Origin of the sequence: Rothia sp. P6271, assembly GCF_048512995.1 — a bacterium.
Taxonomy (GTDB): domain Bacteria; phylum Actinomycetota; class Actinomycetes; order Actinomycetales; family Micrococcaceae; genus Rothia.
In genome coordinates this window covers 45461-72182 of sequence record NZ_JBLXXV010000003.1, presented here as the reverse complement: position 1 = coordinate 72182, position 26722 = coordinate 45461, and the positions used below count along the sequence as shown (strand labels likewise).

Here is a 26722-nt window from a genome sequence, read left to right as displayed (position 1 = left end):
ATCGATTGTTACCGATTCAGTATCAGCTCTGAATCACTATTTTATATAAACTGACGGGATAGTGAGGCATCATAATGATGCTTCCCACTATCCCGTCAAAAGCTCTAATCTAAGATTTTAGCGCATGAAGGAGCTACCGGTAGGAGTAGCTGTTGAGTCAAGTTTACTCTCAACAGAAGGAGCACTCTCCAAATCTTGAAGTTGCGCTTCGATGTACTTTCGCATACCTTCACGGTATTTCTTCTCGAATCCGCGCAGTTTCTCGACAGTAGCTTCAAGGTTAACTTTGTTCTGTTCAAGGTCACCCAGAACTTTGGAACGCTCTTCTTGGGCGGAGGTCAGTAGTCGCGCAGACTCCTCACGTGCTTCGCTAATGAGACGCTCACGCTCTGTCTCGCCTTGGAAGATGTAATCATCGTGGACTTTCTGAGCCATAGCAAGCAATCCAGCCGCACTATTCGTGCCCATGCCGAGACCACCAGTAGCAGCTTCTGCTGCGTCGGTAGCTTCGGGGTCTGTGCTTGTAGCAGCCTGAGGTTCTGCAACTGCGGCGGCGGCAGCAACAGGGGCAGTCTGCTCTTCAACGGTAGAAGCAACAACGGAGCTGCCTTGGGCTTCTGCCTGCTCTAGCTGTTCTTGAGCCTGAGACAAACGACTTTCGGCTTCTTCAAGGTTTCGTTTGAGTGTTGCATTTTCGCTGTTAAGACGACGCAACTCAACAACAATTTCGTCGAGGAAGTCGTCAACTTCCTCAGGGTTGTACCCCTCTTTAAATTTGGTTGCCTGGAACCGTTTGTTGATGACGGCTTCTGGTGTAAGTGCCACTAAATATTCACCTCTAAATTCAAGCTTTTTCTGGACTCCCCGACGTAGCGATGCATCATCCCTAAAACACCGCTACTCTCTGAAAATTCTTCCTAGTTTTTTAAACTCAGCAACTAGGATACACGTGAGTTCACGTAGAATTGCCGTTTTATCGTGGAAAATTCTTCAATTATCCCAAAAAATATGAGAACCATTGTTTTGAACACGAGATCTTCATCTGCGTTGCACCGTCGTTAGTCGCCGATATTAGCGGATAAGAATCTCGAGCTTATAACCGCCCACCATAAAACATTCTTTATACCAGACTACTACTCTTATGCATCCTCCAGTTCATCTAAGGAGAGTTTGCTTTAAGAAAACATAAAGATTAATCGGAAAAGGAAGTTATTGATAATCATAATCGCGAAGATAAGAATCAAAAACCCTAAATCTAACGACATGCCTCCCACTCGCAACGGCGGAACAAGACGCCGCAAAGCATTTAAAGGAGGATCAGTTATTGCATATACCGCAGAGGCCACCACCAAGAACACACCTTGAGGCCTCCAAAAACGTGAAAACATTTGTACCCAGTCAAATACCAGCCGTAAAAGCAACGCAAAATACAGGGTAAAGACAAGGATATTCAGTAAAGCTAAGAGGTAACCAACCATGTGTTTTAGCCTTGGTTAAAGAAGTCGAGAGACTCACTGTCAAGCGCTACAGGAACTTCAGTACCCTTTGAACCGGAAACCTCAACATTCGATGGAGTCAGAAGAAATACTTTTTCAGTAACCCGCTCTAAATTACCTTGCAGAGCGAAAGTTAAACCGGCACAAAAATCGATAAGGCGTTTCGCATCAGATTCTGTCATCTCAGTGACATTCATGATAACGGGGATATTACTACGATAAGTTTCGCCGATGGTCTTAGCGTCGTTATAGGAGCGTGGGTGAACAGTAGTGATGAGGCGCAATTCTTCTTCGCTTTCGTCATGAGGTTGAATACGCTGAGGAGTGCGCTCCACAGCGTTTGAGGATACCAAAGGTTTTTCAGTTTGATGCTCTGAAGGCGACATATCGTACGTTGGTTCGTACTTCTGCTCGTCCTTCTCCTCACCAGCAAGATACAAATCTTCTCGCTGGTCAGATACTGAATCATGAGACATAACTCGAGAAGTATCCTCTTCTACAGGATACTGGTCGTACTCGTCATCAGGAAAATTATAAAGAACATCACGATTCTGACCGTAGTCATCGTCATATTCTTCCGCATAATCATCGAAATCATCGTAACGCTCATGTGCACGATTTCGCGCAGGTTCTGCCTGTTCCCCTAAACCAAGGAATGACATCGCCTGATGAAATGTACGCCCTGCCATTTTTCACTCCATCTATAACGTAACCGGCTACAAAAACTCAATATCCGGTGTAGTTGCTTCTTCAATGTTTCACAGTATCAATTCTAGGGTTCTTTAGGATAGGAAAACGCGCCTAATAAAGAAAAAATAGAACAATAAACTAGCGTATTCTCCCACCACTTAACAACGTGAACCCATAATTTCCGAACCAATACGAACCCTGGTTGAACCCCAGCGAATAGCTTCTTCTAAATCTCCGCTCATACCAGCAGAAATCTCCCATGCTTGAGGAAAGTGCTCTTGTAACTCCTGAGAAATACCGTAGAGCGTTTCAAAACTTCTCTCGGCGTCACCCCCCAAAGGCGCAACAGCCATCACTCCGGCACAGGATAAACCCTCACACTGTTCAAGACGCTCAGCAATACGAAAGACATCATCTCCGACAGCGCCACCACGTGAAGAATTATCACCAGAATCAGCAGATAAATTAACTTGCACAAAACAAGATAGCGACCCAGCAACTCGTGATTCTGCTCTATCCTGAGCACATTGAGCTTTAGCTTTAGCCAGAGCATCCACTAAAGAAAGTCTGTCAACAGAATGCACCTCGTGCGCATAACGCACAACAGACTTTGCTTTATTCCGTTGCAACTGCCCGATAAAAGACCAACGCAAAGAATCCTGAGGATCATTCATCGGTTCAATAGCATACGCCTTCTCATGAGCTTCTTGGTCGCGATTCTCGCCCACAGAACGAACCCCCGCATGATAAAGAGCTAAAACGTCTGTTACAGGAAAAAACTTCGTTACGACAGTGAGCTCAACTTTATGGCTTTGGGCATTACGAGAACCCGAATAGTCCTGTTCAGCACGGCTAATACGTTCTTGTACACGTATAAGATTGTGTTTTAGCTCTTCTGCGCGTTCAGCAGTATACGTTAACATTAGAATCCCCTTTTCATAAGATTCTCAACCCACACAAGACCCGCAAAACGACCGTGAGGGTCCCCTCTACGATGAGAAAATAAGTTCTGGTTTTCAAAAGTACAGCAGGCTAACGAACTGTTAATTCTTATCTCATAGGGCATCTGGCGTAGAGCTTGTTCAGCTCCGGCCGGCAAATCTAAAGCACTCGTGCCCCAGCGACTCTCACATCGAAGATCAGGAAGAATCTGAGCAGAATCCTCCTGCATTGCTGGGGGAACTTCATAGCATTGGCCGCAAATAGAAGGACCTATCCAAGCGGTCAGTTTTTCTGCTCCTTGGCGCACTAATGATTCTACGGTCTGTTGTAAGACACCATCGAGTAGCCCTCGTCGACCCGCATGAGCAACCGCAATCAACGGAAAATTTGTAGCAGAACATTCAGCAGTAAAAATCACAGGAATACAATCGGCCACCATAATAGCGAGAGGTTTTCCCTGAACAGAAAACATGGCATCGGCTTGAGGCGCGTCCGCCAACAAAGACTGTGCATATGCCACACGTTCTCGTTCCTGAAAAGTATCAGGCATGATTGGCTGAAGGTACTGTGTATCGACATCGATAACCTCAACACCGTGCACCTGATTCACATACGTGAAATGTTCTGAACCCAAACCTAAATACTGTTCAAGACGTTCACGGTTTTTAAGAACGTCTAAGAAATTCTGTCCTACATGTAATCCTAAGTTTCCTGCTGATATAGAGCTAAAAGCAATATGTATAGAACGTTCGTGCAAAGTTTCAATCGTATGTGCAATCAGCGGTGAACTCATGATGTCCTTAAGAAGAAAAATGGATACGAAAAAGGCAAAGCTCCCGGCGATAGATACGATGAAATGTCTATGCCAAGAGCTTTGCCTTTTACAGGATTACTTGAGGAAGTCAGGAACGTCCAAAGAATCTTTACGAGGAGCTTCTTCAACGACCGGTGGAAGATCTACATCAAAACCAGCGTTGTTAGGTACGTCGTTGCCCTGAGACTGCCAAGAGTTTACTGCAGGAGCCTGAGAGGTCTGAGTCTTTGCAGACGCGCCGAATGGTGAGTTCTGCTGTGCAGATTGCTGGGCAGATGAGCTATTTCCGTTAGCGTTCGTTTCAGGATTGACAGAATCAAAACCAGCAGCAATAACGGTCACACGAGCTTCATCGCCGAGCGCGTCATCAATAACAGCACCGAAAATAATGTTTGCGTCGGGGTGTGCAACTTCCTGAACCAAACGAGCAGCTTCGTTGATTTCGAATAGTCCCAAATCTGAACCACCCTGAATCGATAGGAGCACGCCGTGTGCGCCGTCGATGGATGCTTCAAGAAGAGGTGAAGCAATAGCAAGCTCTGCTGCTTTTACGGCACGGTCTTCACCAGAAGCTGAGCCGATACCCATCAGCGCAGAACCAGCCCCTTGCATCACAGACTTAACGTCTGCGAAGTCAAGGTTAATCAAACCGGGGGTGGTGATGAGGTCAGTGATTCCTTGGACACCAGAGAGCAGTACCTGATCTGCAGATTTGAAAGCGTCCAACATGGAGACGTTACGATCTGAAATAGAGAGCAAACGATCGTTAGGAATAACAATCAAGGTGTCAACTTCGTCACGCAAAGCTGCGATGCCGGTCTCTGCTTGGTTAGAACGGCGGCGTCCTTCGAAGGTAAAGGGACGGGTAACAACACCAATCGTCAAAGCACCCAAAGAGCGAGCAATGCGAGCAACAACGGGAGCGCCACCGGTACCAGTACCGCCGCCTTCGCCAGCAGTCACGAACACCATGTCTGCGCCTTTAAGAACTTCTTCAATTTCTTGTTCGTGATCTTCTGCAGCTTGACGTCCAACCTCAGGGTTTGCACCTGCACCAAGACCACGGGTTAGTTCACGTCCAACGTCGAGCTTAACATCTGCATCTGACATCAAGAGCGCTTGCGCGTCAGTGTTAATTGCGATGAACTCGACACCGCGAAGACCAACCTCAATCATACGGTTGACAGCGTTGACACCGCCGCCGCCGATACCGACGACTTTAATGACTGCTAGGTAGTTCTGGGGGGTATTTGCGTCCATGAAGTCCCTCTAACGATTTTTAGGAATTATTGATGAATAAACACCAAACCTTCAACTTTATGTTGAATGATATTTATTCGACTTACGTGTATTTCAACTAGAAGCGTACCAACACTACAGAGGTTCTGTCGCTCTACATGTCAAAAAAACAGGATATTTTCTCGAAAAAATAAGAATTACACCCAAAGTTCAAGTTTAAGTTGAGCTATCGAGTCGTAGGAACCAAGGGACTTGAGACATCAAAAACCTTAATTTGAGAGTCCTCGCCCAATGCCTTCATAAGTTCAATAAGAACTTTAGCTTTAAGGTCGCTATCAGCAGTCGTACCCCACAAAACTTGACGATCGTCCCCCATCATCAAAGTAATCGTCGAAGTAGAATCAGCTTTCGCCTCAGTTACCATCGATAACAAATCACGAGGCAAAGATTCAAGAACCCGAGTCACCGTCTTAAACTGCGGAGTGTTCACAATAGCACTACCCCCAGCAATCAAAGGAACACCACTAGCTTCCAAAGAATCCACCCGAGACAGCATCACACCTTCACTATCAACTAAGACATACTCTGAACCTTCCCGCACCGCAGCCACCGGAATACGTTCATGCAAAGTAACAATCAATTCGTGAGGAGCCCGAGCAGAAATAGAAACACCTCGAAGAACCTGCTGATGACCAATCAAATCAGCAACTTCCTGATCACTCACACGAGTCAAAGGAACACCCTCTAAACCACGTAACTTCTCCTCCACCGAAGCAGTCGACAGTAAAGAAGCCCCCTGCACCGTAATCGTTTTAATAGCCAAAAGCGGAGAATAAAAAACTATTCCCACAAAAATCGCCGCAATCACCAAAAGACCCAGCAACGTATAAATCCAACGTTTAACTGACTCACGAGAAAACGACAACACGCCAGAAGAAGACTGAGACGATACAGAAATAGCATCAGAACTATTCTGTTGCCCCACAGAAGAAGACTCTTTCGCAGCAGAACGAGCAGAACGCCACTGAGCAAAACGACGAGAACGCGCACTCACCAAAGAATCTTCCTCTATAGGCTTGACCTTAGAAGAATTAATACGAACGACAGGAGCATCATTCAAAGACTCTCCATCTTTCAAAGCAGAAAACTGCGTACGATCGTCTGACATACCTATACTTTCGCACGCTTTAAAAGACGCTCAACAAGCTCTGGCCCATAAGAAGTCACATCACCAGCACCTACCGTCATAATAACGTCTCCAGGGCGAGCTTGAGAAAGAATCTGCTCCAAAGCCTCTTCAGGCTGAGCATAATGAACCTCAGAGAAACCAGCCTCAGTAATCAGTTCACTAGTAACTCCCTCAATCGGAAGTTCCCGAGCCGGATAAATATCTAAAACATATGAGCGGTCAGCAGTTGATAATGCCTGCGCAAATTCTTTAGCAAACTCTTGAGTACGAGAAAACAGATGAGGCTGAAAAAGCACGTAAAGACTATGTCCAGCAGCAACTGTTCGTCCGGCCTCTAACGCACGCAAAACTTCCGTAGGATGATGCGCATAATCATCAAAAACTCTAATATCGTTAACCACTCCACGCAGAGTAAAACGACGGTCAGTACCCTGAAATTGAGCAACCGATTTAAGACTGGAATCAGCATCATAACCAGCCAAAACACCACACGTAAAAGCAGCTAAAGCATTAAGCTGGTTGTGTTTACCCGGCACATTCAATACGAGCTGTCCAGTGCCTTGGTACTCCTGCTCTCCGACCGTAAAATCCCATGTCACCTGAGAAGAACAAACAACACCGTCACTGGTAGTTTCAGAAAGACGGACATGAGCATCCTCAGACTCACCATAAGTAATCACAGAATAACCAGCGTCACTTGTACGCGACGCTAAATCTCTAGCTCCTGCATCATCAATACAGGCGATAAGAACACCATCATCAGGCATAGAACCAACGAACCGGGCAAAAGCCTCATGCACCTTATCCGCCGTTCCATAAAAATCGATATGGTCAGGTTCGACGTTAGTAACTACAGCAATCTCAGGGCGGTAACGAACAAAAGAGCCGTCCGATTCATCAGCTTCAGCAACAAACCACGAACCCTGTTGGCAAGAACTCAAACGAGCATTCGTATCATATCCAGCAATTGTAGAACCAACCGCAAAAGAAGGATCAGCACCCAAAGCACCCAACGTCACAGAAATCATCGAACTTGTGGTTGTTTTCCCATGGGTTCCAGCCACCGCAATAACACGAGAAGTGTCCATCGTGGCAGCTAATGCTTCAGAACGATGAAGTACGCGAAGCCCTAGTTCTCGAGCTTTCACAAGTTCTGGATTATCAGCCGTAATCGCGGTAGAAACCACAACAGTATCTACGCCCACAATATTTTCAGCTGATTGTGGAGTAGAAATCTCAATACCTAGTTCTCTCAAACTATCCGTAGCCGATGATTCAGCGCGGTCAGAACCAGAAACATTCACGCCAGCCTGAACCATAAGACGAGCAATGGCAGACATACCAGCTCCGCCGATACCGACAAAATGAACTTTACCCAAAGAGCCCAAAGATAAACGCTCTGGGAAAGGAGGAGTTAACGGATGAGGGAGTTCTAGCTGAAGATTCATCAAATTATTAGTCATGCTGTGCCGCCTTTAGTACTTCAGTTGCCATGGTAGAAGCCGCATTACGGATTCCTTGAGCATAGGATTTTTCTGACATTTCACGGAGTCTATTCGTATCTGCCAATAATGCAGGAACATGATCTACAAACCACGAAGCAGTAAAATCTGCATCGTGAACAAGAATACCGGCATCTGCTTGAATCAAAGACCGAGCATTAATCTCTTGTTCCCCATTACCGATAGGCAACGGAACAAAAATTGCAGGAAGCCCAACAGCAGCGACCTCACTGACTGTAGCTGCTCCTGAACGAACAACTAAAAGATCAGCAGCAGCATACACATCTTCCATGCTGGTAATAAACTCTCGTTGCACATAATGTGGTGTTTGTCTGAGCATACCCTCAGGAGTTTTTAGTGACTTCTCACGCCCCGTAATATGCAAAATCTGAAAATTCCACTGAGGTAACTTAGGAAGAATCTGCTCAATAGTATTGTTAAGACTCTTAGCACCCAACGAACCACCCGTTACAACTAAAGTCGGCAAGGATGGGTCAAGTCCTAAACGCTTTCGAGCTTTTTCTCGTAAAGACTCACAATCAAGAGACTCAATATTCTCACGCATCGGCATACCAACATGTTGCCCCTGCGCAATCTGAGTATCAGCAAAAGCTGTTCCGACAAAAGCAGCTCGCTTCGCACCAAAAACGTTTGCCATCCCTGGTTTTGCGTTAGCCTCATGAATCACAACAGGTATAGACAACAAGCGCGCAGCAATATACATGGGAGGGCAAACATACCCGCCAACACCAACGACGACATCAGCTTCCGAAGAAACTAGAATCTGACGAGCTTTTTGAATCCCCTGCATAAATTTCCAAGGAAACTTCACTGCCGCAATATTAGGCCGACGAGGAAAAGGAGCTCGAGAAATGAAATCTATCTTATATCCAGCTTTAGGAACAATATCTGCTTCCAGACCGTCCTCGGTGCCTACCATAAGAATTTTTGCGTCAGGTGCTTGTCGAGTAACTTCCCGAGCAATAGCCAACATAGGGTTAATATGCCCGGCAGTTCCACCACCTGCCAACACGATGGAGGGGCTTATCGTCATGAGTTAAGTCTCCGTTCAATTTATGTGAACTTCAATTCTACGCCGGATCCGTTCACAACCCAAAGATTATTCTTCTCGAGGTGTTCTTCTACGACGTTGTTCTGGTCTCAAAGCTTCACGCTTCCCGCCCATACGTGAAGCGGTACGTCGTAAGTTTTCTGGAGACTCATACCGGCCCTTACCTCGAGAAACGGCCCGAGTACTATGCCGTTGTTCTCTACGACGCAATTGTTCAGCCGATTCTCTTCGATGAGGAGGTCTTTCTCCCCTACCGTTACCGTCAGGAACACCTTGTCTTAGAGGTCTATCTCTCTTATTCCGGGAGGTAGGAGGACGTTCATTCCGAGGAGACGACTCATTCTGGGGACCTCTTCTACGCTGAGGAGTAGACGCATTGTGAGGGCGACGCCGTTGAGTCCGTTGTGGTGATGGACGCGAAGAACTTCCTGAACCTCGACGAGGTGAAGTTGCTGGTGCTACGGCTGGTCCTAGCCCAAAGAAACCTAATACACGTAAAAATTTCTCATACCGTTCTGATATTGGAGCCAATGGCTGGCGAAGCTGACGTTCCTCTTCACGAACAATTCTTCCCAAACGTGCACGACGTCGAGCATCCTTTTCGTGTGATTTAGTAGAAAAGAGCTGCTCCTGACCAGCAGTAATCGAAAGTAACGGGCTCTGCCGTGCAAAAGCAATTAGTATGCCTACTGCTAACAATGAGGTCACCAAAGATGATCCGCCATAGGATATGAAAGGTAGAGGAATACCAATTACCGGAAGAATTCCCGTCACCATGGCAATGTTAATCGTCGCTTGACTAATCAACCACAGCATAATTCCACCCGTAGCAAGAATGACAAAACGATCAGCACTGCGGAGCATAATACGTACACAACAGTAAATTAGCCCAAGGTACAAAATGATAGTGAGTAATGTACCGACCAATCCCAGCTCTTCACCAATAACAGCAAAGATATAGTCATTATGAGCTTCTGGAAGATAATTATATTTCTGTCGTGAACGACCTAATCCGACGCCCCAAAAACCGCCAGTGGTTAAAGCTGCTAAACCAGCATCAGACTGATCACAAATCGATCCTTGGCATTTACCGAAAAGCCCTAAAATGCGTTGCAGACGATTTGAACTTATTAAAACTGAAGCAACGCCGGCAACGGCAAAAATACCTAAGAGAGTCGCAAAAGATTTGGATGTAATTCCCGAAAACCACAACATACCCAAGAAAATAATGGCATATACAATGACAGTACCAATATCTTTACCTAAAGTAATCGCACCGATAAGTGGAAGCCCCCAAAGAACTTTCATCGGAAAAGGTGATTTAGAACCTTCCTCAGAAAGTCTCCGTTGGGATAGAGTCCACGCCATCCACATCACGAAAACAATCTTTGCCAGCTCAGAAGGCTGAATTTGAATGAAACCAATATTCAACCAGTTACGGTTACCACCGATTTCCTTACCAAATTGAGAGGTAAAAAGCTGGATAACGGTCATAACGGCCAATAAGGCATGAAGTATCCAGCCACGACGATAGAGCGTCACCGGAAGATAAGAAAAAATACCCAGGGCAATAAAACCAATAGCACCAAAGAATGCTTGGCGTACTGCTTGGCTAAAAGGTGACAGCTGAGCAGCAATTGCTTCAACGCTAGAAGCAGAGAGAACCATCATGATGCCAAAGAGAGTCAGCCCCACGGCAATCAAAAAAAGTAATAAGGCTACATCACTAATCGAAGAGTTCTCAGCCCGTCCACGAACACCCACATACCAGGCGGCTAAACGTTTACGAAAGCTTCTACGCGTCTGCTCTGATAAAGGTTCTGAAGCACCAGAAGAATGTTCTGGAGTTGTCGTGCTCAAACTATTGTCCCTTCACCTAGCAACCAATCATCGCTAGGGTTCGTGTCTTCACATCCAATTCGGCAAGAAAGTCAATCTTACATCTATCAGATTTATTCGTTCTCTGTTGAGCTAAGTTTTTCTACCAGTTGTGTAACTGCCTCAATGAAACAGTCACCACGATCTGCATAGGATTTAAATTGATCCATCGAAGCAGCTGCAGGAGCCATAAGTACGGTGTCTTTTTCTGATGCTATTTCATAGGCTTTAGCAACGGCACAAGACATGATGTGAGCACCGCTGGCAGATTCTTCCAACTCATCAGTGACATTATAGAGTGGAACGCTGGGAGCATGCTTGGACAATGCATCACGTAACGAGAGCGTATCAGTGCCAATGATAATAACAGCTTTAAGCCGGTGCACATGAGAACGTACTAATTCTTCATAGTTAACACCCTTTGAGAGTCCCCCAGCAATCCAAATAACAGAGTCAAAGGAACTAAGAGAAGCATGGGCCGCATGAGGGTTTGTGGCTTTTGAATCATTAACCCACAACACTGAGTGTGTGTGAGCAACAGGTTGAATACGGTGAGCGCCTGGTTCGAAACTTTTCAAACCACGTTTTACGGCTTCAGGGGGCACACCAGCAGCACGACACAACGCCGCAGCAGCTAAAGCATTTTCGACAGTGTGCTTTGTCGGAAGCGCACCCGTATCAGCAACCTCAGCAAGTTCTAATGCCTCATGCTGACGATTTTCAGTAAAAGCACGGTCGACGAGTAATCCTTCAACAACACCTAACATAGAAAGTGCCGGAGAATTTGCGTGGAAGCCAATAGCACGGCAACCCTCACGAACGTCAGCTTCTTCAACCATACGAATAATATTCTGATGCTCGGCATGGAAAATACACGCTACCTGCGTATTTTCATAGATACGTGCCTTATCAGCAAGATAATTTTCGTATCCTTCATGCCAGTCAACATGGTCCTCAGCAACGTTGAGCACAACAGAAGCAAGAGGAGACATCGAGTACGACCAATGCAGCTGGAAACTAGATAGCTCTACCGCAAAATAATCGTATTCTACGGGATCTCTCAAAGCATCGAGAATCGGTATGCCAACGTTGCCAACAGCAACCGCACGATACCCTGCCTGCTGAAGAATAGATTCGGTCATTCCTACCGTAGTTGTCTTACCGTTAGTGCCGGTAATACATAACCATTGCGGGGTTTTTCTTCCTCGACGAGTGTTCAAACGCCAAGCAAGTTCAACATCGCCCCATACCTGCACACCATGTTCTTGAGCTTCTACGAATAAGCCAAGCTGAGGACGCAACCCTGGGCTTGTCACAATAAGTTCAGGAAGTTGCCCGTTAACGAGAGGTAAATGATCCATTGCGTCATCGGACAAAAGGGCATCAGATAGACCAACAATTTTAAGAGTCTGGACTTTTGAACGATTTTCTTCAGTATCAGCATTATCAATCACTAATACTTCTGCACCAAGCTCAATCAGAGTGTCAGCAGCAGAAAAACCTGAAACACCAAGTCCCGCAACAACAACACGTAGCCCCTCCCACGAGGCATCCCAGCTGGTGAGGCTTTCAAGACGTGAGGATGAATAAATAGGATTCTCGTTCGTTGCACACATAACTTAGTTTACAATCCCCCCATGTCCCATGAGCCAGTCACCATAAAAGACACCAAGACCAAGCATCACGAAGATTCCAGCTACAATCCAAAAACGAATAACCACCTGAATTTCAGGCCACCCCCCCAGCTCAAAATGGTGTTGTAAGGGAGTCATACGGAAAATACGTTTCCCATTTGTCAGTTTAAAGTAGGTCAGCTGCATCATGACGGTCACGGTAATAGTGACGAATAGCCCTGCTAAGAGTACAAGGAGCAATTCGGTTCTTGTCAAAATGGCAAAAGCTGCTAACGCCCCGCCAAGGCCTAGAGCGCCAGTATCTCCCATAAAGATTGAGGCGGGAGAAGTATTCCACCATAAGAACCCAACTAGTGAACCAATCAGTGCAGCAGCAAGCATCGCCAGCTGCTGAGGGTCACGGACTTCATAGCAGACAGACTCTCCTGCAGCGCCAGCACAAAGGTGCTGAGTTTGCCATAGAGAAATCATTAAATATCCAGAAAACACCAGAATAGAAACACCTGTCGCCAAACCGTCTAAACCATCGGTAAGGTTCACCGCGTTACTCGTACCGGTAATAATCAGATTGCCCCAAAGCAGGAAAAGAAGTATCCCAATTATTGGGCCAAAGGTCAAAAAGTCAAAAGCGGTATCTCTTGTAATAGAAATAGCACTAGATGCAGGGGTACGCCCTTGAGCATTCGGGAAAAGTAGAACTAAACCTGTAAAAATTGTTCCTACTAGACCCTGAAGAATAAACTTCTCACGAGGTTTAAGACCCTCAGAATCTTTCTTATAGATTTTTCGAGCATCGTCAATCAGCCCGATTCCAGCCATTCCTAGCATCAAGAATAAAGCCAAAAGTACGGAGGCAGAAGGAATCCAAGAAGCTTTGAAAAATGCTGCTGTAATAAACAGTGAAAGGAAGAATCCTAAAGCCGTTGCTAACATCATGACCAGTCCACCCATTGTGGGAGTACCCAGCTTCTTCTGATGTGATGCGGGGCCTTCTTCCCGAATAAATTGACCATAACTATGACGGCTTAAATATTTGATGAGTATTGGAGTGCCGAAAATTGAAATCGTCAATCCAAACGTTGCAGCTAAAAGAATGGGAATCATGCTGTGGTGTTGCCTTCCGGCTTGTTCTGCACAAAAGTGTCTTCGGTAATGTTCTGAATATCAAAATCTGAGTTTACCTGTTGTGAGGGCTCACCGGCGCTCAACCATTGTATGGTGTTCGTGTCACGTTCTTCGCTGAGTAGCTTTTCAACAGTTGCTACATGCTCCCCAAGTTTTCCGAGACCAGCAGCATTAGAAGATTTGAACAATAAAATATCTTCTGGCTTAGCTTCTTGACTAATGAGCTGGTATGCCTCTTCTTGAGTAGCAACCCACGTCGCTTCCTCCCCCCACGAACCTTCAAGGTGTGCGGCGTTATAAATAGGTTGGGCGATATCGCCGACGACTACAATCTTAGAAATGTTCATACGCACCGCGTAGCGTCCGAGCTTATCGTGTTCTTCAGCAGAGACCTCGCCAAGTTCAAGCATGGGACCAAGAATAGCCCATGTGCGTCGTTGTTGGGTGCGTCCTAGCTGAGCTAAAGTACGTAAAGCCGCCACCATCGATTCAGGATTTGCGTTATAGGCATCGTTAATAACGGTAATTCCATCGGAACGGTCAGTACGTTGCATACGCCAACGTGAGATAGCTTTAGAAGTGTTAAGCACTTGCGCGATAGTCTCTGTCGAGATTCCAGCCTGATATGCGACGCTAGCGGCGGCGAGAAGGTTATATACGTGGTGCTCTCCGATAAGTTGTGAGTATATTTCGTAGGAGGCATTATTAGGGAATACTATCGTGAATTCTGGGCATCCGTCATGACTTGTTCGGAGATCTTGTGCATATACACGTTCGTAGTGTCGATCGTCTTGTTCGTTCTTTGCTCCGATACCAAAATAGGTTACTGGAGTTATAGCACGTGAAACCATACGGCGAACACGGTAGTCATCATCATTGAGGCAAAGGCTTAGTTTAACGCCTTCGGCAAGTTCACCTTTAGTTTTTTCGATGTTTTCAACGCCACCGAACTCTCCGGCATGAGCTGTACCGACCTTGAGTATGACACCGTGGTCAGGTTGAACGATATTCGCTAAGTATCTAATATGTCCAAGACCATCAGCCCCCATCTCAATTACTAAGTAACGGGTATTCTCATCGGCTCGGAAAATGGTCAGCGGGACGCCGACTTCTCCGTTGTAGGAGCCAATCGGAGCAACAGTTTTTCCTGCTGTAGCAAAAATATTGGAGAGGAGGTCTTTGGTCGTTGTTTTACCGGCAGATCCGGTGATACCAATAACTGTCAGCTCAGCATTTTTGCGCATTTTCTTGATGCAGAATTGAGCTAAGCTTCCCATGGCCAACACAACATCGTTCACGCGAACTTGTGGGTAATAGCTGCCATCTTCTTTTGAGACGAGATGGTCTACTAGCGCTAAGCTCGCACCAGCGCTAAAAGCTGAGGGAACGAAAAGATGTCCATCTGTTTTTTCCCCAGGCTTAGCAAGAAAGAGCGTACCTTCGCGTACTTCACGAGAATCAGTTGTTGCAAAATTACAAGTTATCTGCTGAGCAGCTTCTGCAGAGATTCCTTCTAAGGAACCACCGGTTGCCTGAGCAATCTCTGCCACGGTTAACGTAATCATATAGGTTTATGCCTCCAACATCAGCTGATACTCAGCGAGTACGCTGTATCCATAGTGGTTAAGTGAACGAGCTACTTCTACCCTATCGTCAAGTTCGATATCAACACCGGCAATATCTTGTGCAGTTTCGTGTCCACGGCCAGCTACAAGTACTGAATCGTATTTTTGAGCCAAAGAAAATGCGCGGTCAATAGCCTCTGCACGAGGAGATATGTTAAGTATCTGCTCAACGCGAGCGCCTCGCGCTTTTTCTTGTTCAGCGCCGTGAACAACAGCTTGACGAATAGGTGTTGGGTCTTCGGAGTGTGGGTCATCGTCGGTGACGATGACGATATCTGCGTATTGTGCAGCGATACTACCCATGATGGGGCGTTTTGTTTGGTCGCGGTCGCCGGTCGCCCCGAAGACAACAATAACTCGCCCTTTTTCGTTGGCAGGTCGGATGGCTTCTAATGCTCGTTTGAGCGCGTCAGGGTTATGAGCAAAGTCGACGATTGCGGTGGGTGCATTGCCGATAAGTTGCATGCGTCCTGGCACCACAGGTGTGAGGGTCTGTGGCTGTTCCAAAGCGTGTGTTAGTTCTGCGAAGTTCTGCCCTGATTCGTAAACCATCACTGCAGCTAGGGATGCATTCGATACGTTGAAGTCTGCTGGTAGTTGTGTTTGTAAGTGCAGTTGGGTGCCGTCTGCCCGAACGACGGTGAAGCGGTGTCCGATGCCGTAACGTTCTACGTTAAGAAGTGCCCAGTCCTGTGGGTTAAGCCAAGTGGGTGTTTGTTTGTATCCGGCCCCGGTGTTGGTGTACAGGGCGACGACGTGTTCTGTGCCCATGTCTTGGCAGGCTTTTTGGTAGATGGTCTTGCCCCAAGAGTCGTCAACAGTAATGACGGCTCTAGCTGAACGTTCTGGGGTGAAGAGCTCTGCTTTAGAGGCGCAGTAGCTTTCCATATCTCCGTGTAAATCAAGGTGATCTTGAGTCAGGTTGGTAAATCCTGATACGTCGTATCGGATACCGTCTACACGGCGGTAGTCTAGAGCGTGGGAGGAGACTTCCATAGAAGTTGAGCTAATGCCGCGTTCTCTCATCAGTGCAATCAGTGAGTGCACATGTGGAGATTCTGGTGTTGTGAGTTTTGAGGGAATGGATTCTTGGCCTGCAAGAATCTCGATAGTTCCGATGAGCCCAGTCGTGTTTCCGAGGCTTTGCATGATGGAGTTCACCATATATGTTGTGGTGGTCTTCCCATTCGTTCCGGTTACCGCAAAGAGAGTTGGGGCGCTGCCATCTTGGGGTTGAGATTGGTAGATGTATCCGGATAGAGGGCCAATGAGTGACCGTGGTTCTTCACAACTGATGAGCCCTAGCGTCAGTTTTTGGGCTGATAGGTTTTTCGTGTTAAGGATTTCTAGCCCTTGAGCATCGGTAAGTATTGCGGATGCTCCTTGGTTGATTGCTGTATCTACAAATTTTGCGCCGTGAGTTTGAGCTCCAGCAATAGCGACGTAAAGGTCTCCTTTTTGGACTTCTCGAGAGTCCATGGTGATTCCGGTGATATGTGGTGTATCAGTGAGTAACTGTACCGAGTGTCCAGCACGTATGAGGTAATCCACCAGCTCTTGTGCGGAGCGACCGACGATATTATGCGGACGGAGGCTCTGAGCCGTTCCGTGATCGGTTGGTTCCTCGGTGCTCATAGTATTCTGCGCTTTCATAATGTTCTTATTTTATAAGGTTGCTGGAATTTTCGTGAATTAAAGACTCTTTTACCCTATCGAGTTTTATCCCTCTCCGTCTTTTTCAGCAAATTTTGGTATTTCTACAGGCTCACTTACCGAGTATGGAACATTATAAGTGCTCAGTACTTTCTCCATAATTTGAGAAAACTGTGTAGCAGCACCAGCAAGACCAACGTTATATGCGTTAGCATCTGGACGCTGAATCGTTACGCTTACCAAAAATTGTGGATTTTCTAGGGGGGCTACCCCCACAAAAGAAGTGGTGTAACCGTCGTACCCTGCTTTGGTTTCACTCGGTGCCTCTGCAGTACCTGTTTTTCCGCCAACACGATATCCTGCAATTTGAGCGCCTTTTGCGTTTTGGAGAACCACATTTTCCATTAGAGATAAAGTAGTACGCGCTGTCTTTTCTGAGATAATTCGTGTACCAGGTTCAACAGGTATGACTTCTTCTGTACCGTCCGCATCGATAATAGCATCAACAATTCGTGGTTTAAGTTTGATGCCTAAGTTACCAACGGTTTGGTAAATCATGGCTGTTTGTAGAGGCGTTTGAGCAACACCTTGACCAAAGAGTACGGTGTATTGTTGGCGGACATCCCAATCTTTCCAAGAGGCTACGATTCCTTGATTTTCGCCGGTTAGCTCAATTCCCGTATATTCACCCAAACCATATTTCTTCAGCCAGTCATAACGTTGTTCAGGAGTCATTTTCTTTCCCGCAAGAACAGTTCCGGTATTCATAGAATCGGTGATGATACCAGAGAATGTGCGTCTCTGGGGAGGATGTTCAAACGCGTCGGTAATGGTCTGCCCGTCGATTACGAGTTCAGCAGGTACATCAAATACCGTTGTTGGGGTGACCAACCCCATCTCAAGTAAAGCTGTTGATGTAAGAATTTTTTCAGTGGATCCTGGTTCAGTCGCTTGGGTAATGGCTCGAGGGTTCATATCTGCATAGGTAAATTTCTGTGACCCCGGATCCATGGTGCTAGAGTCTGCTAAAGCCAGAATTGACCCGTCTGATACCTTCATAACAACGGCTGTTGCCCATTCGGCTTTAAGCTCGTCGGCACGTGCTTTAACGACTTGTTGTGCAAAATATTGAATATCTTGGTTGATAGTCAGACGAACATTTTTTCCGTTGACGGCGGGAACGTTATGCTCATCCCCAACGGGAATACGTACCCCAGTTGCACTGATTTCGAAGCTACGTTCTCCATTTTTTCCGGCGAGGGTTTCTCCATATACGCGTTCTATTCCTACGGAGTTATTTTGGAGTTCAACCTCATCCGAACCTTCAACTTTAGCTTCAACCATCTGGAAGCGTCCAACGACAGAGCCACCTACTGCACCATTAGGATACAGGCGCTCAGAAGTGACTTTTCCATAGACAAATGTTGCGCCTAAATCGCTAACAGCGTTATACACCTCTGGTGTGACGTTATCTTTAACAACCGAATATTTTCTATCACCGTCAAGTGCAGCTTTAACATCTGAGTCTGACATTTTCAGCAGATCAGCTAACTCGTACACTAGCTGACTGGGAGTAACCAGCTCCGTCTTATTCTGGTCTTTATCGCCTTTAATATAACGACGGAATGGCGCAACAGCACTTTGATCAACAACAACAGTGTAACGTTGAACGGTTCGAGCAAGGATATTTCCGTTAATATCAAGAATCTGACCTCTTAGAGCCGGAATTTCTTGTGTTCGAATTCGTCGTTCTTTCGCCTTTGCAGCAATACCGTTAGGATCAAATCCTTGAAGGTATAAGAGACGAGCGCTGAAGAGTCCCAGTCCAGCAGTACCGATAGCACTTGCTAAAAAAGCACGACGCCCGATTGCCCGACGTTCTATCGGGCGCGAACTAGGTGCAGGTTTCCCAGTTTCTTTTTCGTTCATCGCGTTTCCCTTAAACTTTCTCAACCTCTGGTCTTAGCATTACGATAGCCGGCTAACACCATACCTATTTTTCCGCAGCACTCTCAAGTTCACGCGAAAAGTATTTGCCCTACTTAATAACACGTAGAATCTTTGGATAATCTCCTACTGACAAGCAATATCACTAAAAACCTCTATCCGGTATATACGAAGACGGCACATTCCAGCTATTAGTGGTTTGTATCTGGCGCAGGCTGCAGTAAAGAGGTGTTCAAGCCAGGCTGTTGTGATGGCGCTGAAGAAGGAGGAGAATCACCCTGTTGTTCAGATTGTTGATGCTGAGCTTTTTGTTCAGTTTCTTTCTTCTGGCGTGCGGCATCTTCTTTACGTTTCTGTTCTGCACGCTCTTTTTTAAGCTGTTCAGCAGCTCGTTCGCTCGCTTTAGCGTATGCTTCAGTGTCGTACAAGGCAGGTGGACTAATCAAGTTTTTACGATATTCTTGACCTTCAACTTTTGTAGCAGGAGTAGGAGTTCCACTAAGCTGTCCTGTTTGCAAGTTTAGTGTTGTTGTCACGTCTGTGGCAACAAGCCCTAGTTGAGAGGCCCGCACAGCCAAATCTTGAGGAGCTTTATCGTATTCAATTTCTTGGACGAGCGCCTCATTCTTTTCAATCAGGCTCTTCTCCTGCGCTCGAAGATCTAAGAGTTCGTATTGTCCTTGAGCAGTAAGAATATTAAGCCATAGGATGAGGCCAAGAGCGAAAGGAATAGCAAGGAATCCCAGAATAATCAGCATTCTCCGGTTTTTAGGTGCAGCACCGGGTACCAACGCTGGTCGGGATTTAGGAGAGTCCGCTGGTACAGAATCAGAGACAAGACGTAAATGACGTTTTGATGAAGATTTTTTCATGCTCCGCCCTCGACGAGGGAATTGAGGTTCAGCGCTCATTTATCGTCCTCCTCCCTGACGCATCTTAATCTTTTCAGCAGCTCTTAGCTTTGCACTAGCTGCTCTCGAATTTTCGCTAATTTCTTGTTCACTCGGCGGTTCTGCCCCACGAGTAATAATTTTTAGCTCCGGTCGATGCTCTTCAAGTTCAACCGGAAAACCTTTAGGTGCGCTAGAAGTCGCTTTTGCGACCATTGCCTTTTTGACCAGTTGGTCTTCTAAACTGTGATAGCTCATCGCAACAAGACGCCCGCCAAGGTTCAACGCCTCGATAGCTGAAGGGATTGCACGAGAGAGAGCATCTAGCTCATGATTAACTTCGATACGTAGAGCTTGGAATGTTCTTTTTGCGGGGTGTCCACCTTGACGTTGAGCAGCAACAGGAACAGCACGCTGAATCGCATTAACAAGCTCCCCTGTCATTGTTAAAGGTTGTTCTTGTCGTATTTTAACAATCTCTGCAGCAATACGTGATGCAAATTTTTCTTCTCCCCAAGAACGAATGATACGACGCAAATCGTCAACAGAATATTCGTTGACAATACGTTCAGCAGTCAGTTCTTCAGTAGAGTCCATACGCATATCAAGTGGCGCGTCATAAGAATAAGCGAAACCTCGCTCACGTTCATCTAATTGCATAGAAGAAACGCCAAGGTCAAAAAGTATGCCATCAACGGAGCTCAGCCCTAGAGATGAAAGAACATCTGGAATTTCGTCGTATACCGCATGGACGGGCTTAAACCTTGAACCAAAACGTTCAAGTCGTTTTCCCGCGATACGGTGAGCTTCAAGGTCACGGTCGATACCGATAACGGTTAGCCGGGGGAATCGTTCAAGCATTGCTTCGGTATGCCCTCCCATCCCCAATGTGCCATCAATGGCGTAGGCGTCATCACGGCTGATGGCAGGCGCAAGAAGCTCAAGGCAGCGGTCAAGCATAACGGGGATATGCCTCTGATGGGCTTCTTTGCCGAGTGCGGCACCGTCAGTCACTTTTGCTCCTTCACGTTATGGCCTATAACGTTTTCATGATGTGGGGTGGTTCTTAGTGGCTATACCTTTGACAGTTATACAATGAAACCGTCTAAAGCTTCTTCATCCGTTGCTGAAAATTCGTGTTCTTTCTCTGATAGGTAGGTTTCCCATACCTGAGAATCCCAAATCTCAGCTCTGCTACCAGCACCGATAACAGTTAGTTCTTTCCCTAAACCTGCATACTCACGCAAGTTGGTAGGTATAGTGACTCTTCCTTGTTTATCGGGAACTTCATCAGAAGCACCCGATAGGAATACACGAATATAGTCACGAGACTGTTTGGATGAGATAGGGGCCATTCTCATTCGCTCATGAATGTGCTGAAACTCTTCTAAGGGGAAAACGTAGAGGCAACGTTCTTGCCCTCGAGTTAGGACAAGTCCGTCAGCTAGAGATTCTCTAAAACGAGCCGGGAGAATAACCCTCCCTTTAGCGTCAAGACGAGGCGTATATGTTCCTAGAAACATTAGTACACCTCACATTTCTCTAGTTTCTTCATGCGCTTAAAGAATGAAAACTACAACCGTGTTGTTTCGCCTTACCCCACTTTACTCCACTTTCCTCCCCAGTCTACCCAAATACCCGCATTTCTCGATGTTTTTAAGAGTTTTCACATTTCTTTTGCATCATGACTCACCAAAGCCGACACCAACAGCATTTTTCTCACACACCCCAGCGCCTCAACACAAAAGCGGCGGTATGGATACCCATACCGCCGCTTTTCTCAATAACTTGTTGAGAAAACTTATAGACCGCCGTTTTGACGCTTATCCCATTTCTCTTCTAAATCTTTCATAAACCGCGAAGTATTTTTGCCAGAAGAACGAACCTTCGGAGAAGATTTTCCGACACCAGAGGAATTTTTCAACGTTGCAACATAAACTCCCACGCCAGTGATGATACAACCAAAAACACCAAGAAGAATTAGCTTTGTACTAACACCTGCTATAACAACGCCTAAACCAACAAGAGCAATTAAAACACCAAGAACTACGTGCCGAGCAGAATAGGTCACCGCAGGTGGAGCGTCCGCCGAAGACATAGAGCTTGCAAACTTTGGATCTTCCGCATTGAGCTGTTGTTCAAGCTGTGCTAACAGCTGTTGCTCACGTTCCGAAAGTGGCATATTGCTCCCCTGTCTTCATAATCATCAATGGGATAGAAGAGACAAAGTATCTCTTTCTCAAACTCTCCCCTCATCATACAGAACCATAACCTATGGTGCTATGGATATATCAAGAATACTTAGGGTTATTTTCTTCTCACATATATCCTACGATTTCTCATGATTTTCACAGAGAGGGAAAGGGCTTAATAATTTGGCGGGCATAATACCTTGAGACCCAAAACGTTCATGAATCTGATCCATAATTTCTTCTGCACGAGACCAGCGCTCATTCCCACTACACAACATCGACTCAGCGGAATAATTCTCGCCCGAGAACGTCTCAAAGAGGGAACATTGAATGCCTTTCTCTACATCGCGAAGGTTCTCCGCTCTAACACCAATCAATCGAATCCCTCGATAAGAAAATCCATGACTATCAAACACAGAAAGCTCACGTATTTTCTCTAAAGCAACAGCATAAATTTTTTGACCAGAGTTAATACTCTCTAAAGAGGTAGAGCGGGTGACCGTTTGAAAATCTGCATAACGAATTTTAATAGAAATAGTTGATGCATATTTACCAATTTTTCGCAGTCGAGCACCGACAGATAAAGACAATTTAAGTAATTCCTGTTGCACCTGCTCATAGGATGAAACATCTTGATAAAAGGTATATTCTGCACCCACCGATTTTGTTGGGCGCTCAGGAATTACCTCTCGAAGGTCAATACCTCGAGCAATATCATAAAGATGAGAACCGGCACTGGTACCAAAACGAGACATAAGAAAAGAACGAGAATGCTCCCGTAGCTGGGATACCGTACGCACCCCAATATCAGCTAATAGCTGTTGGGTTTTAGACCCAACTCCCCATAATTTCTCGACAGGAAGAGGATCCAAAAACTCTTGAACTTGATGAGGCTCAATCACCCATAATCCATGCGGCTTACTCGCAGATGAAGCCATTTTGGCAATAAATTTCGTAGGACCTAGCCCTATCGAACACGGCAAAGATAATTCACTCATAATTCTTCGTTGCATCTGTTGAGCAGTATGCACAGGATGCCCTAAAGTTCGCACAGTACCACTTAAATCCACAAAAGCTTCATCGATACTAATTTTTTCGACGAGAGAGCTATAACTTCTCAAGATATTGAGCATCTGCTGAGAATACTGGGCATAATCTGCACTCGGTGGAATAATGACAGCCTGCGGGCAAAGAGATCGTGCTCTTAGAAGCGGCATTGCTGAACGCACACCATAAGCTCGCGCAGAATATGACGCAGAGAGCACAACAGAGCGAGCGCCTTCTTTCGCCACGATAACAGGCGCGTCGATTGTGCAATTTCGGTGAAGCAACTCAACGTTAACGAAAAAAGCGTCCATATCAAGGTGCATAATAATCTTCGAAGGACTTTCCGACATAACAACACCACCCAGTTAGAACATATATTCGATAAAGTTCTACTAAGAGCATATAACTTTTAGTGGCTTCTACACATCAACACCCCGAGAGTTCCTGCATTACAGTAGATTTTCCTTCAAGACCTCACCTAAAATGGGAGAGTTTACTCCCCTCATGCTCAAGGAGCACCATTGGCTCAGAACCCTCCAACTCAAACAATTGCAGAACAGGTCCGCGCAGAACAAGAAGCTTATCTTCAAGCCGTAGAAGACCACATGCAAGAGTTTTTTACGAGCCAAGAACAGCTTCTTCACAAGATTTCTACCGAATCAGTTGAACTTTTGAACGCTATCCGCAGACTTTGTTCAGGCGGAAAAAGAATCCGCGCTCTGCTAAGCTACTGGGGTTATCGCGGAGCAGGAGCTACTGGAGTCTCTGACGAGATTGTTAAAGCAGGCGTAGCCATCGAATTATTTCAAACCGCAGCGCTCATTCACGATGACATCATCGACCGTTCAGATACTCGCAGAGGGTTACCGTCAGTACACCGCAAATTTGAGCATGAACACCAAAGACAACAGTGGCTTACCTCCTCAGAGAACTATGGCATCTCTAGTGCCATTATCGCTGGTGACCTATGTTTGTCTTGGTCCGAGATGATGTTTAGTTCTATCGGAAATAAGGCTCTATGGGGTTCTGAAGCCCGACATATCTTTGATCTGATGCGTACCGAAGTAATGGCTGGACAATATCTCGACATTTTCAACGAAGTATTACCGTCACAGGGCTATCAACAATCTTTACAATACGCGCACAATATTATCCGCTATAAATCTGCAAAATATTCATGCGAGCATCCTTTATCTTTAGGCGGTGCGCTCGCACTTAACATATCCTCTGCCGAGACAAACCCTTTACTTGAACAATACCGTTCTTTTGGGTTGCCATTAGGAGAAGGATACCAACTTCGAGATGATGTATTAGGCGTTTTTGGAGAGCCACGTGAGACAGGAAAACCTGCAGGTGATGACCTCAAAGAAGGAAAACGTACCGTACTCATCGCCCTTGTAGAAAAGAACGCTTCCCCAGCGCAATGGGAATTACTTAACTCACAATTAGGGAATCCTGAACTCCACGATAATGAGATTACTCAGCTACGAACAATCATTACTCGTTCAGGGGCACTTGCAGAAGTCGAAAAATATATTGAGAATACGGGAGACAAAGTATTTTCAGCATTAGAAAGCATGAAAGTTGATGAGCTCACTCGCACTGCACTAGGTAGTATTGTGTCGAAGATGCTGCATCGACGTTCATAAGTTCTCATATATTTTGTACATCATGCGATGAGGTACAAGGTTCATAAAAAGTATGGTGTGGTTACCGTAGCTTCTACGGTAACCACACCATACGCATAATGAATCTGTTGTTTTTTACGTTGTATAAGGCACTACCATGCTAGTGCGCTAGCACGACGACGAATCTCCGTTTTACGTCCTTGATGCAACGCATCAATAGGGCGACCAGGTAGGGATTCATCTTCAGTAAATAGCCAAGTGATGGCCTCTTCATCGCTGAATCCAGCATCCTGAAGGACGATAAGCGTTCCTTTGAGAGATTCCAAAACGTGTTCTTCTCGGAAGAAGAGTTCTGGAACTTTACGCACCTGAGTTTCGGGATCGCGAAGAGCTAAAAGCGCACGTTCTGCGATAAGAGAGTGCACGCGAGTTACCTTAATATCAAGTAACTCAGCGATATCGGGAATCGTGAGCCAATTGCCCACAAGGTCAAAAATCTGTGCAGTAGTTTTTTCTTCAGTCACAGTTAATGAGTCTGCCAGATATTGAGAAGTTTTTCCGTGCTTTAGAGCACCTGAACAGATTTTATTCGCTAAGAATGAAGATATTTTCACCCTATCGGCAGTTTTGACCCTAGTAGTATAGCTACATGAGTAAATCACGTTCTGCCCCATGGCTCACCGGAAAAACTTTTAGCCGACGCTATCAACTTGGCAGAAAAATCGGTGAAGGAGGTATGGCAGAGGTCTATTATGCCACGGACGTGTTCTCCCATAATCCTGTGGCTATTAAGGTTTTGTCTTCTCGATTTTGTTCAGATATCTCACAGCAGCAAAAATTTTTTAGGGAAGAACGTTCTCTTCGCAATATATCTCATGAACATGTCGTGGGTGTGATTGATTCTGGCGTTCAAGAGGAGCAAGGCTATCAGCTCATGTTTCTCGTCCTTGATTATGTGCATGGTTGCACATTGCAGCATCTGTTAAACCAGCGCAAAGTACTCACACCAGCAGAAATGTTTGAGATTATTCTGCCAGCAGTTGAGGGGCTTTCTGAGGTTCATGCACACGATTTGATTCATCGTGATCTCAAACCGAGCAATATTCTTCTCTCGGCAGATCATCGGGATATTAAACTGACAGATTTTGGTTTGACGCGACGTGCTAACCAAACGTGGACAGGTGAGCTGATGGGTACACCGTCATTTGTTGCCCCAGAGATTGTCACGCCCGGAGCTGAGGTAGGGGTTCAAGCAGATATTTTCTCTCTGGGCATTATCATGTACCGTATGCTTAGTGGCAGACTCCCCTTCGCAGAGTGTTCAGATGATCAGCAGATTATCTACCATAATGTTAATACGGAGCTACCAGATATTAACAAATATTCCCCGCAACTTGATCAAAACATTTCCGGAATCATTAAATGGTGTACCCGTAAACCCCCCAGATTCCGCCCATCAAATGCGACAGAGTTATTTGAGATTCTTCAACAAACCCGTTCAGAGCTATCAGATGAAGCATTAAACTACCGTTGGTTCAGTCATATTCCGATGGGTAGAAACCTATGGGAGGACGTAGCGCATATCACGGAGGCAGGTCACTCTCTAGAGGAGTCTCAGAGCCTCATATCTACTGCGGTTAAAGACATCGACAAAAGTATAAGATTCACAGAACCTCCCACAGACCCATATACAGACTCCGAAAATACTGATGATTCTGCCAATTCAGTACGAGATACAGCAAATAACCTTTTTGATAGGACGTCCGTACTGAGTGCTCAATATCATCTTCCGAGAGAGGCTTTTGAATCTTCCGCTCAGTATTCTCCCCTTCCTCAGCAGTCTATTACTCCACCTCCGCATAACCCTCGTAAGCCCCAAAGTCCTTGGAATCCAAGAGTTTCTAACGTTATGAAAGTAGGAATAGGCATTCTTTTTATTATCGCCTTTACCGTCTTCAGTTTATTAGGATGGCAACTAGCAAGAATTCTCGTAGATTCCCCGTTATTCCCCCAGCTCAATACATTTTTGACAGCACATGGGGATGAGCATCTCCTCGGTAATTTTTTATAGGAGTCACTAAAAGGTTTTAAACGTTAAGGGGCGATAGATTTTTCTATCGCCCCTTAACTATCTGCTCTAGAAAAATTATTCTTGAGCA

Annotated in this window: 23 protein-coding genes; 2 read left to right on the top strand and 21 right to left on the bottom strand. The window is 45.8% G+C overall.

Features of this window, described 5'->3' with window-relative positions:
• Positions 1-117: 117 nt before the first annotated feature.
• From ACN08X_RS04095 to dinB, 20 genes are all read right to left on the bottom strand, one after another.
• Positions 118-825, bottom strand: a complete 708-nt coding sequence (locus tag ACN08X_RS04095) for a DivIVA domain-containing protein (protein WP_419107970.1) — start codon at positions 823-825, stop codon at positions 118-120.
• Positions 826-1175: 350 nt separating this feature from the next.
• The gene (locus ACN08X_RS04090) at positions 1176-1478 is read right to left on the bottom strand and encodes a YggT family protein (protein ID WP_419101879.1); all 303 of its coding nucleotides are present in this window, start codon (positions 1476-1478) and stop codon (positions 1176-1178) included.
• 5 nt (positions 1479-1483) lie between these two features.
• Positions 1484-2185 carry a cell division protein SepF gene (locus ACN08X_RS04085; RefSeq protein WP_419107969.1) on the bottom strand — a complete coding sequence of 234 codons (702 nt, stop codon included), beginning with the start codon at positions 2183-2185 and terminating at the stop codon, positions 1484-1486.
• 159 nt (positions 2186-2344) lie between these two features.
• Entirely contained in the window at positions 2345-3109 is a 765-nt protein-coding gene (locus ACN08X_RS04080) for a YggS family pyridoxal phosphate-dependent enzyme (RefSeq protein WP_419101881.1), read from the bottom strand.
• Positions 3109-3921, bottom strand: a complete 813-nt coding sequence (locus tag ACN08X_RS04075; protein WP_419107968.1) for a polyphenol oxidase family protein — start codon at positions 3919-3921, stop codon at positions 3109-3111. Before ACN08X_RS04075 ends, ACN08X_RS04080 begins: the two co-directional genes overlap by 1 nt.
• Positions 3922-4017: 96 nt before the next feature.
• Positions 4018-5202: a cell division protein FtsZ gene (ftsZ, locus tag ACN08X_RS04070; protein WP_419101883.1), complete on the bottom strand. Its 1185-nt coding sequence runs from the start codon at positions 5200-5202 to the stop codon at positions 4018-4020.
• 205 nt (positions 5203-5407) lie between these two features.
• The gene (locus tag ACN08X_RS04065) at positions 5408-6349 is read right to left on the bottom strand and encodes a cell division protein FtsQ/DivIB (protein ID WP_419107967.1); all 942 of its coding nucleotides are present in this window, start codon (positions 6347-6349) and stop codon (positions 5408-5410) included.
• A gap of 2 nt (positions 6350-6351) precedes the next feature.
• Positions 6352-7833: a UDP-N-acetylmuramate--L-alanine ligase gene (murC, locus tag ACN08X_RS04060; RefSeq protein ID WP_419107966.1), complete on the bottom strand. Its 1482-nt coding sequence runs from the start codon at positions 7831-7833 to the stop codon at positions 6352-6354.
• On the bottom strand, positions 7826-8926 hold the full coding sequence (gene murG / locus ACN08X_RS04055) for an undecaprenyldiphospho-muramoylpentapeptide beta-N-acetylglucosaminyltransferase (RefSeq protein WP_419107965.1): 1101 nt from the start codon (positions 8924-8926) through the stop codon (positions 7826-7828). Before murG ends, murC begins: the two co-directional genes overlap by 8 nt.
• Positions 8927-8992: 66 nt before the next feature.
• Positions 8993-10804 carry an FtsW/RodA/SpoVE family cell cycle protein gene (locus ACN08X_RS04050; protein ID WP_419107964.1) on the bottom strand — a complete coding sequence of 604 codons (1812 nt, stop codon included), beginning with the start codon at positions 10802-10804 and terminating at the stop codon, positions 8993-8995.
• 92 nt (positions 10805-10896) lie between these two features.
• On the bottom strand, positions 10897-12438 hold the full coding sequence (murD, locus tag ACN08X_RS04045; RefSeq protein WP_419107963.1) for a UDP-N-acetylmuramoyl-L-alanine--D-glutamate ligase: 1542 nt from the start codon (positions 12436-12438) through the stop codon (positions 10897-10899).
• Positions 12439-12441: 3 nt separating this feature from the next.
• Positions 12442-13560 carry a phospho-N-acetylmuramoyl-pentapeptide-transferase gene (gene mraY / locus ACN08X_RS04040; protein WP_419106301.1) on the bottom strand — a complete coding sequence of 373 codons (1119 nt, stop codon included), beginning with the start codon at positions 13558-13560 and terminating at the stop codon, positions 12442-12444.
• Entirely contained in the window at positions 13557-15146 is a 1590-nt protein-coding gene (locus tag ACN08X_RS04035) for a UDP-N-acetylmuramoyl-tripeptide--D-alanyl-D-alanine ligase (RefSeq protein ID WP_419107962.1), read from the bottom strand. The genes mraY and ACN08X_RS04035 overlap by 4 nt, the downstream gene beginning before the upstream one ends.
• A 6-nt stretch (positions 15147-15152) precedes the next feature.
• Positions 15153-16841, bottom strand: coding sequence for a UDP-N-acetylmuramoyl-L-alanyl-D-glutamate--2,6-diaminopimelate ligase (locus ACN08X_RS04030; RefSeq protein ID WP_419107961.1), 1689 nt, complete (start codon positions 16839-16841; stop codon positions 15153-15155).
• Positions 16842-16925: 84 nt separating this feature from the next.
• On the bottom strand, positions 16926-18788 hold the full coding sequence (locus ACN08X_RS04025; protein WP_419101892.1) for a peptidoglycan D,D-transpeptidase FtsI family protein: 1863 nt from the start codon (positions 18786-18788) through the stop codon (positions 16926-16928).
• Positions 18789-18997: 209 nt separating this feature from the next.
• Positions 18998-19717 carry a hypothetical protein gene (locus tag ACN08X_RS04020; protein ID WP_419107960.1) on the bottom strand — a complete coding sequence of 240 codons (720 nt, stop codon included), beginning with the start codon at positions 19715-19717 and terminating at the stop codon, positions 18998-19000.
• On the bottom strand, positions 19718-20710 hold the full coding sequence (gene rsmH, locus ACN08X_RS04015; RefSeq protein ID WP_419107959.1) for a 16S rRNA (cytosine(1402)-N(4))-methyltransferase RsmH: 993 nt from the start codon (positions 20708-20710) through the stop codon (positions 19718-19720).
• A gap of 74 nt (positions 20711-20784) precedes the next feature.
• Positions 20785-21219, bottom strand: a complete 435-nt coding sequence (gene mraZ, locus ACN08X_RS04010; protein WP_419101895.1) for a division/cell wall cluster transcriptional repressor MraZ — start codon at positions 21217-21219, stop codon at positions 20785-20787.
• A 278-nt stretch (positions 21220-21497) separates the two neighbouring features.
• Positions 21498-21878: a DUF3040 domain-containing protein gene (locus tag ACN08X_RS04005; protein WP_419101896.1), complete on the bottom strand. Its 381-nt coding sequence runs from the start codon at positions 21876-21878 to the stop codon at positions 21498-21500.
• Positions 21879-22025: 147 nt separating this feature from the next.
• Positions 22026-23285, bottom strand: a complete 1260-nt coding sequence (gene dinB, locus ACN08X_RS04000) for a DNA polymerase IV (protein WP_419107958.1) — start codon at positions 23283-23285, stop codon at positions 22026-22028.
• A gap of 171 nt (positions 23286-23456) precedes the next feature.
• Here dinB and ACN08X_RS03995 point away from each other — a divergent pair, with 171 nt between their 5' ends.
• Positions 23457-24584 (top strand): polyprenyl synthetase family protein, encoded by a 1128-nt coding sequence (locus ACN08X_RS03995; RefSeq protein WP_419101898.1) that lies wholly within the window; start codon positions 23457-23459, stop codon positions 24582-24584.
• A gap of 131 nt (positions 24585-24715) precedes the next feature.
• Here ACN08X_RS03995 and ACN08X_RS03990 read toward each other — a convergent pair whose 3' ends face one another.
• Positions 24716-25087, bottom strand: a complete 372-nt coding sequence (locus ACN08X_RS03990; RefSeq protein ID WP_419106297.1) for an Rv2175c family DNA-binding protein — start codon at positions 25085-25087, stop codon at positions 24716-24718.
• Positions 25088-25212: 125 nt separating this feature from the next.
• Between ACN08X_RS03990 and ACN08X_RS03985 the strand changes: the two genes are divergently transcribed.
• Positions 25213-26634 carry a serine/threonine protein kinase gene (locus tag ACN08X_RS03985; protein ID WP_419107957.1) on the top strand — a complete coding sequence of 474 codons (1422 nt, stop codon included), beginning with the start codon at positions 25213-25215 and terminating at the stop codon, positions 26632-26634.
• The last annotated feature ends 88 nt before the right edge of the window (positions 26635-26722 follow it).

Bases quoted from the DNA above. Each gene is read 5' to 3' on its own strand.
- murC (WP_419107966.1), bottom strand. From the start codon at position 7,833: ATGACTAATAATTTGATGAATCTTCAGCTAGAACTCCCTCATCCGTTA.
- ACN08X_RS04035 (WP_419107962.1), bottom strand. From the start codon at position 15,146: ATGATTACGTTAACCGTGGCAGAGATTGCTCAGGCAACCGGTGGTTCC.
- ACN08X_RS04085 (WP_419107969.1), bottom strand. From the start codon at position 2,185: ATGGCAGGGCGTACATTTCATCAGGCGATGTCATTCCTTGGTTTAGGG.
- ACN08X_RS04090 (WP_419101879.1), bottom strand. From the start codon at position 1,478: ATGGTTGGTTACCTCTTAGCTTTACTGAATATCCTTGTCTTTACCCTG.
- ACN08X_RS03985 (WP_419107957.1), top strand. From the start codon at position 25,213: ATGAGTAAATCACGTTCTGCCCCATGGCTCACCGGAAAAACTTTTAGC.
- murD (WP_419107963.1), bottom strand. From the start codon at position 12,438: ATGTGTGCAACGAACGAGAATCCTATTTATTCATCCTCACGTCTTGAA.
- ACN08X_RS04005 (WP_419101896.1), bottom strand. From the start codon at position 21,878: ATGCCACTTTCGGAACGTGAGCAACAGCTGTTAGCACAGCTTGAACAA.
- ACN08X_RS04075 (WP_419107968.1), bottom strand. From the start codon at position 3,921: ATGAGTTCACCGCTGATTGCACATACGATTGAAACTTTGCACGAACGT.
- mraZ (WP_419101895.1), bottom strand. From the start codon at position 21,219: ATGTTTCTAGGAACATATACGCCTCGTCTTGACGCTAAAGGGAGGGTT.
- ACN08X_RS04025 (WP_419101892.1), bottom strand. From the start codon at position 18,788: ATGAACGAAAAAGAAACTGGGAAACCTGCACCTAGTTCGCGCCCGATA.
- ACN08X_RS04020 (WP_419107960.1), bottom strand. From the start codon at position 19,717: ATGAGCGCTGAACCTCAATTCCCTCGTCGAGGGCGGAGCATGAAAAAA.
- ftsZ (WP_419101883.1), bottom strand. From the start codon at position 5,202: ATGGACGCAAATACCCCCCAGAACTACCTAGCAGTCATTAAAGTCGTC.
- dinB (WP_419107958.1), bottom strand. From the start codon at position 23,285: ATGTCGGAAAGTCCTTCGAAGATTATTATGCACCTTGATATGGACGCT.
- ACN08X_RS04065 (WP_419107967.1), bottom strand. From the start codon at position 6,349: ATGTCAGACGATCGTACGCAGTTTTCTGCTTTGAAAGATGGAGAGTCT.
- ACN08X_RS04080 (WP_419101881.1), bottom strand. From the start codon at position 3,109: ATGTTAACGTATACTGCTGAACGCGCAGAAGAGCTAAAACACAATCTT.
- murG (WP_419107965.1), bottom strand. From the start codon at position 8,926: ATGACGATAAGCCCCTCCATCGTGTTGGCAGGTGGTGGAACTGCCGGG.
- ACN08X_RS04030 (WP_419107961.1), bottom strand. From the start codon at position 16,841: ATGAGCACCGAGGAACCAACCGATCACGGAACGGCTCAGAGCCTCCGT.
- mraY (WP_419106301.1), bottom strand. From the start codon at position 13,560: ATGATTCCCATTCTTTTAGCTGCAACGTTTGGATTGACGATTTCAATT.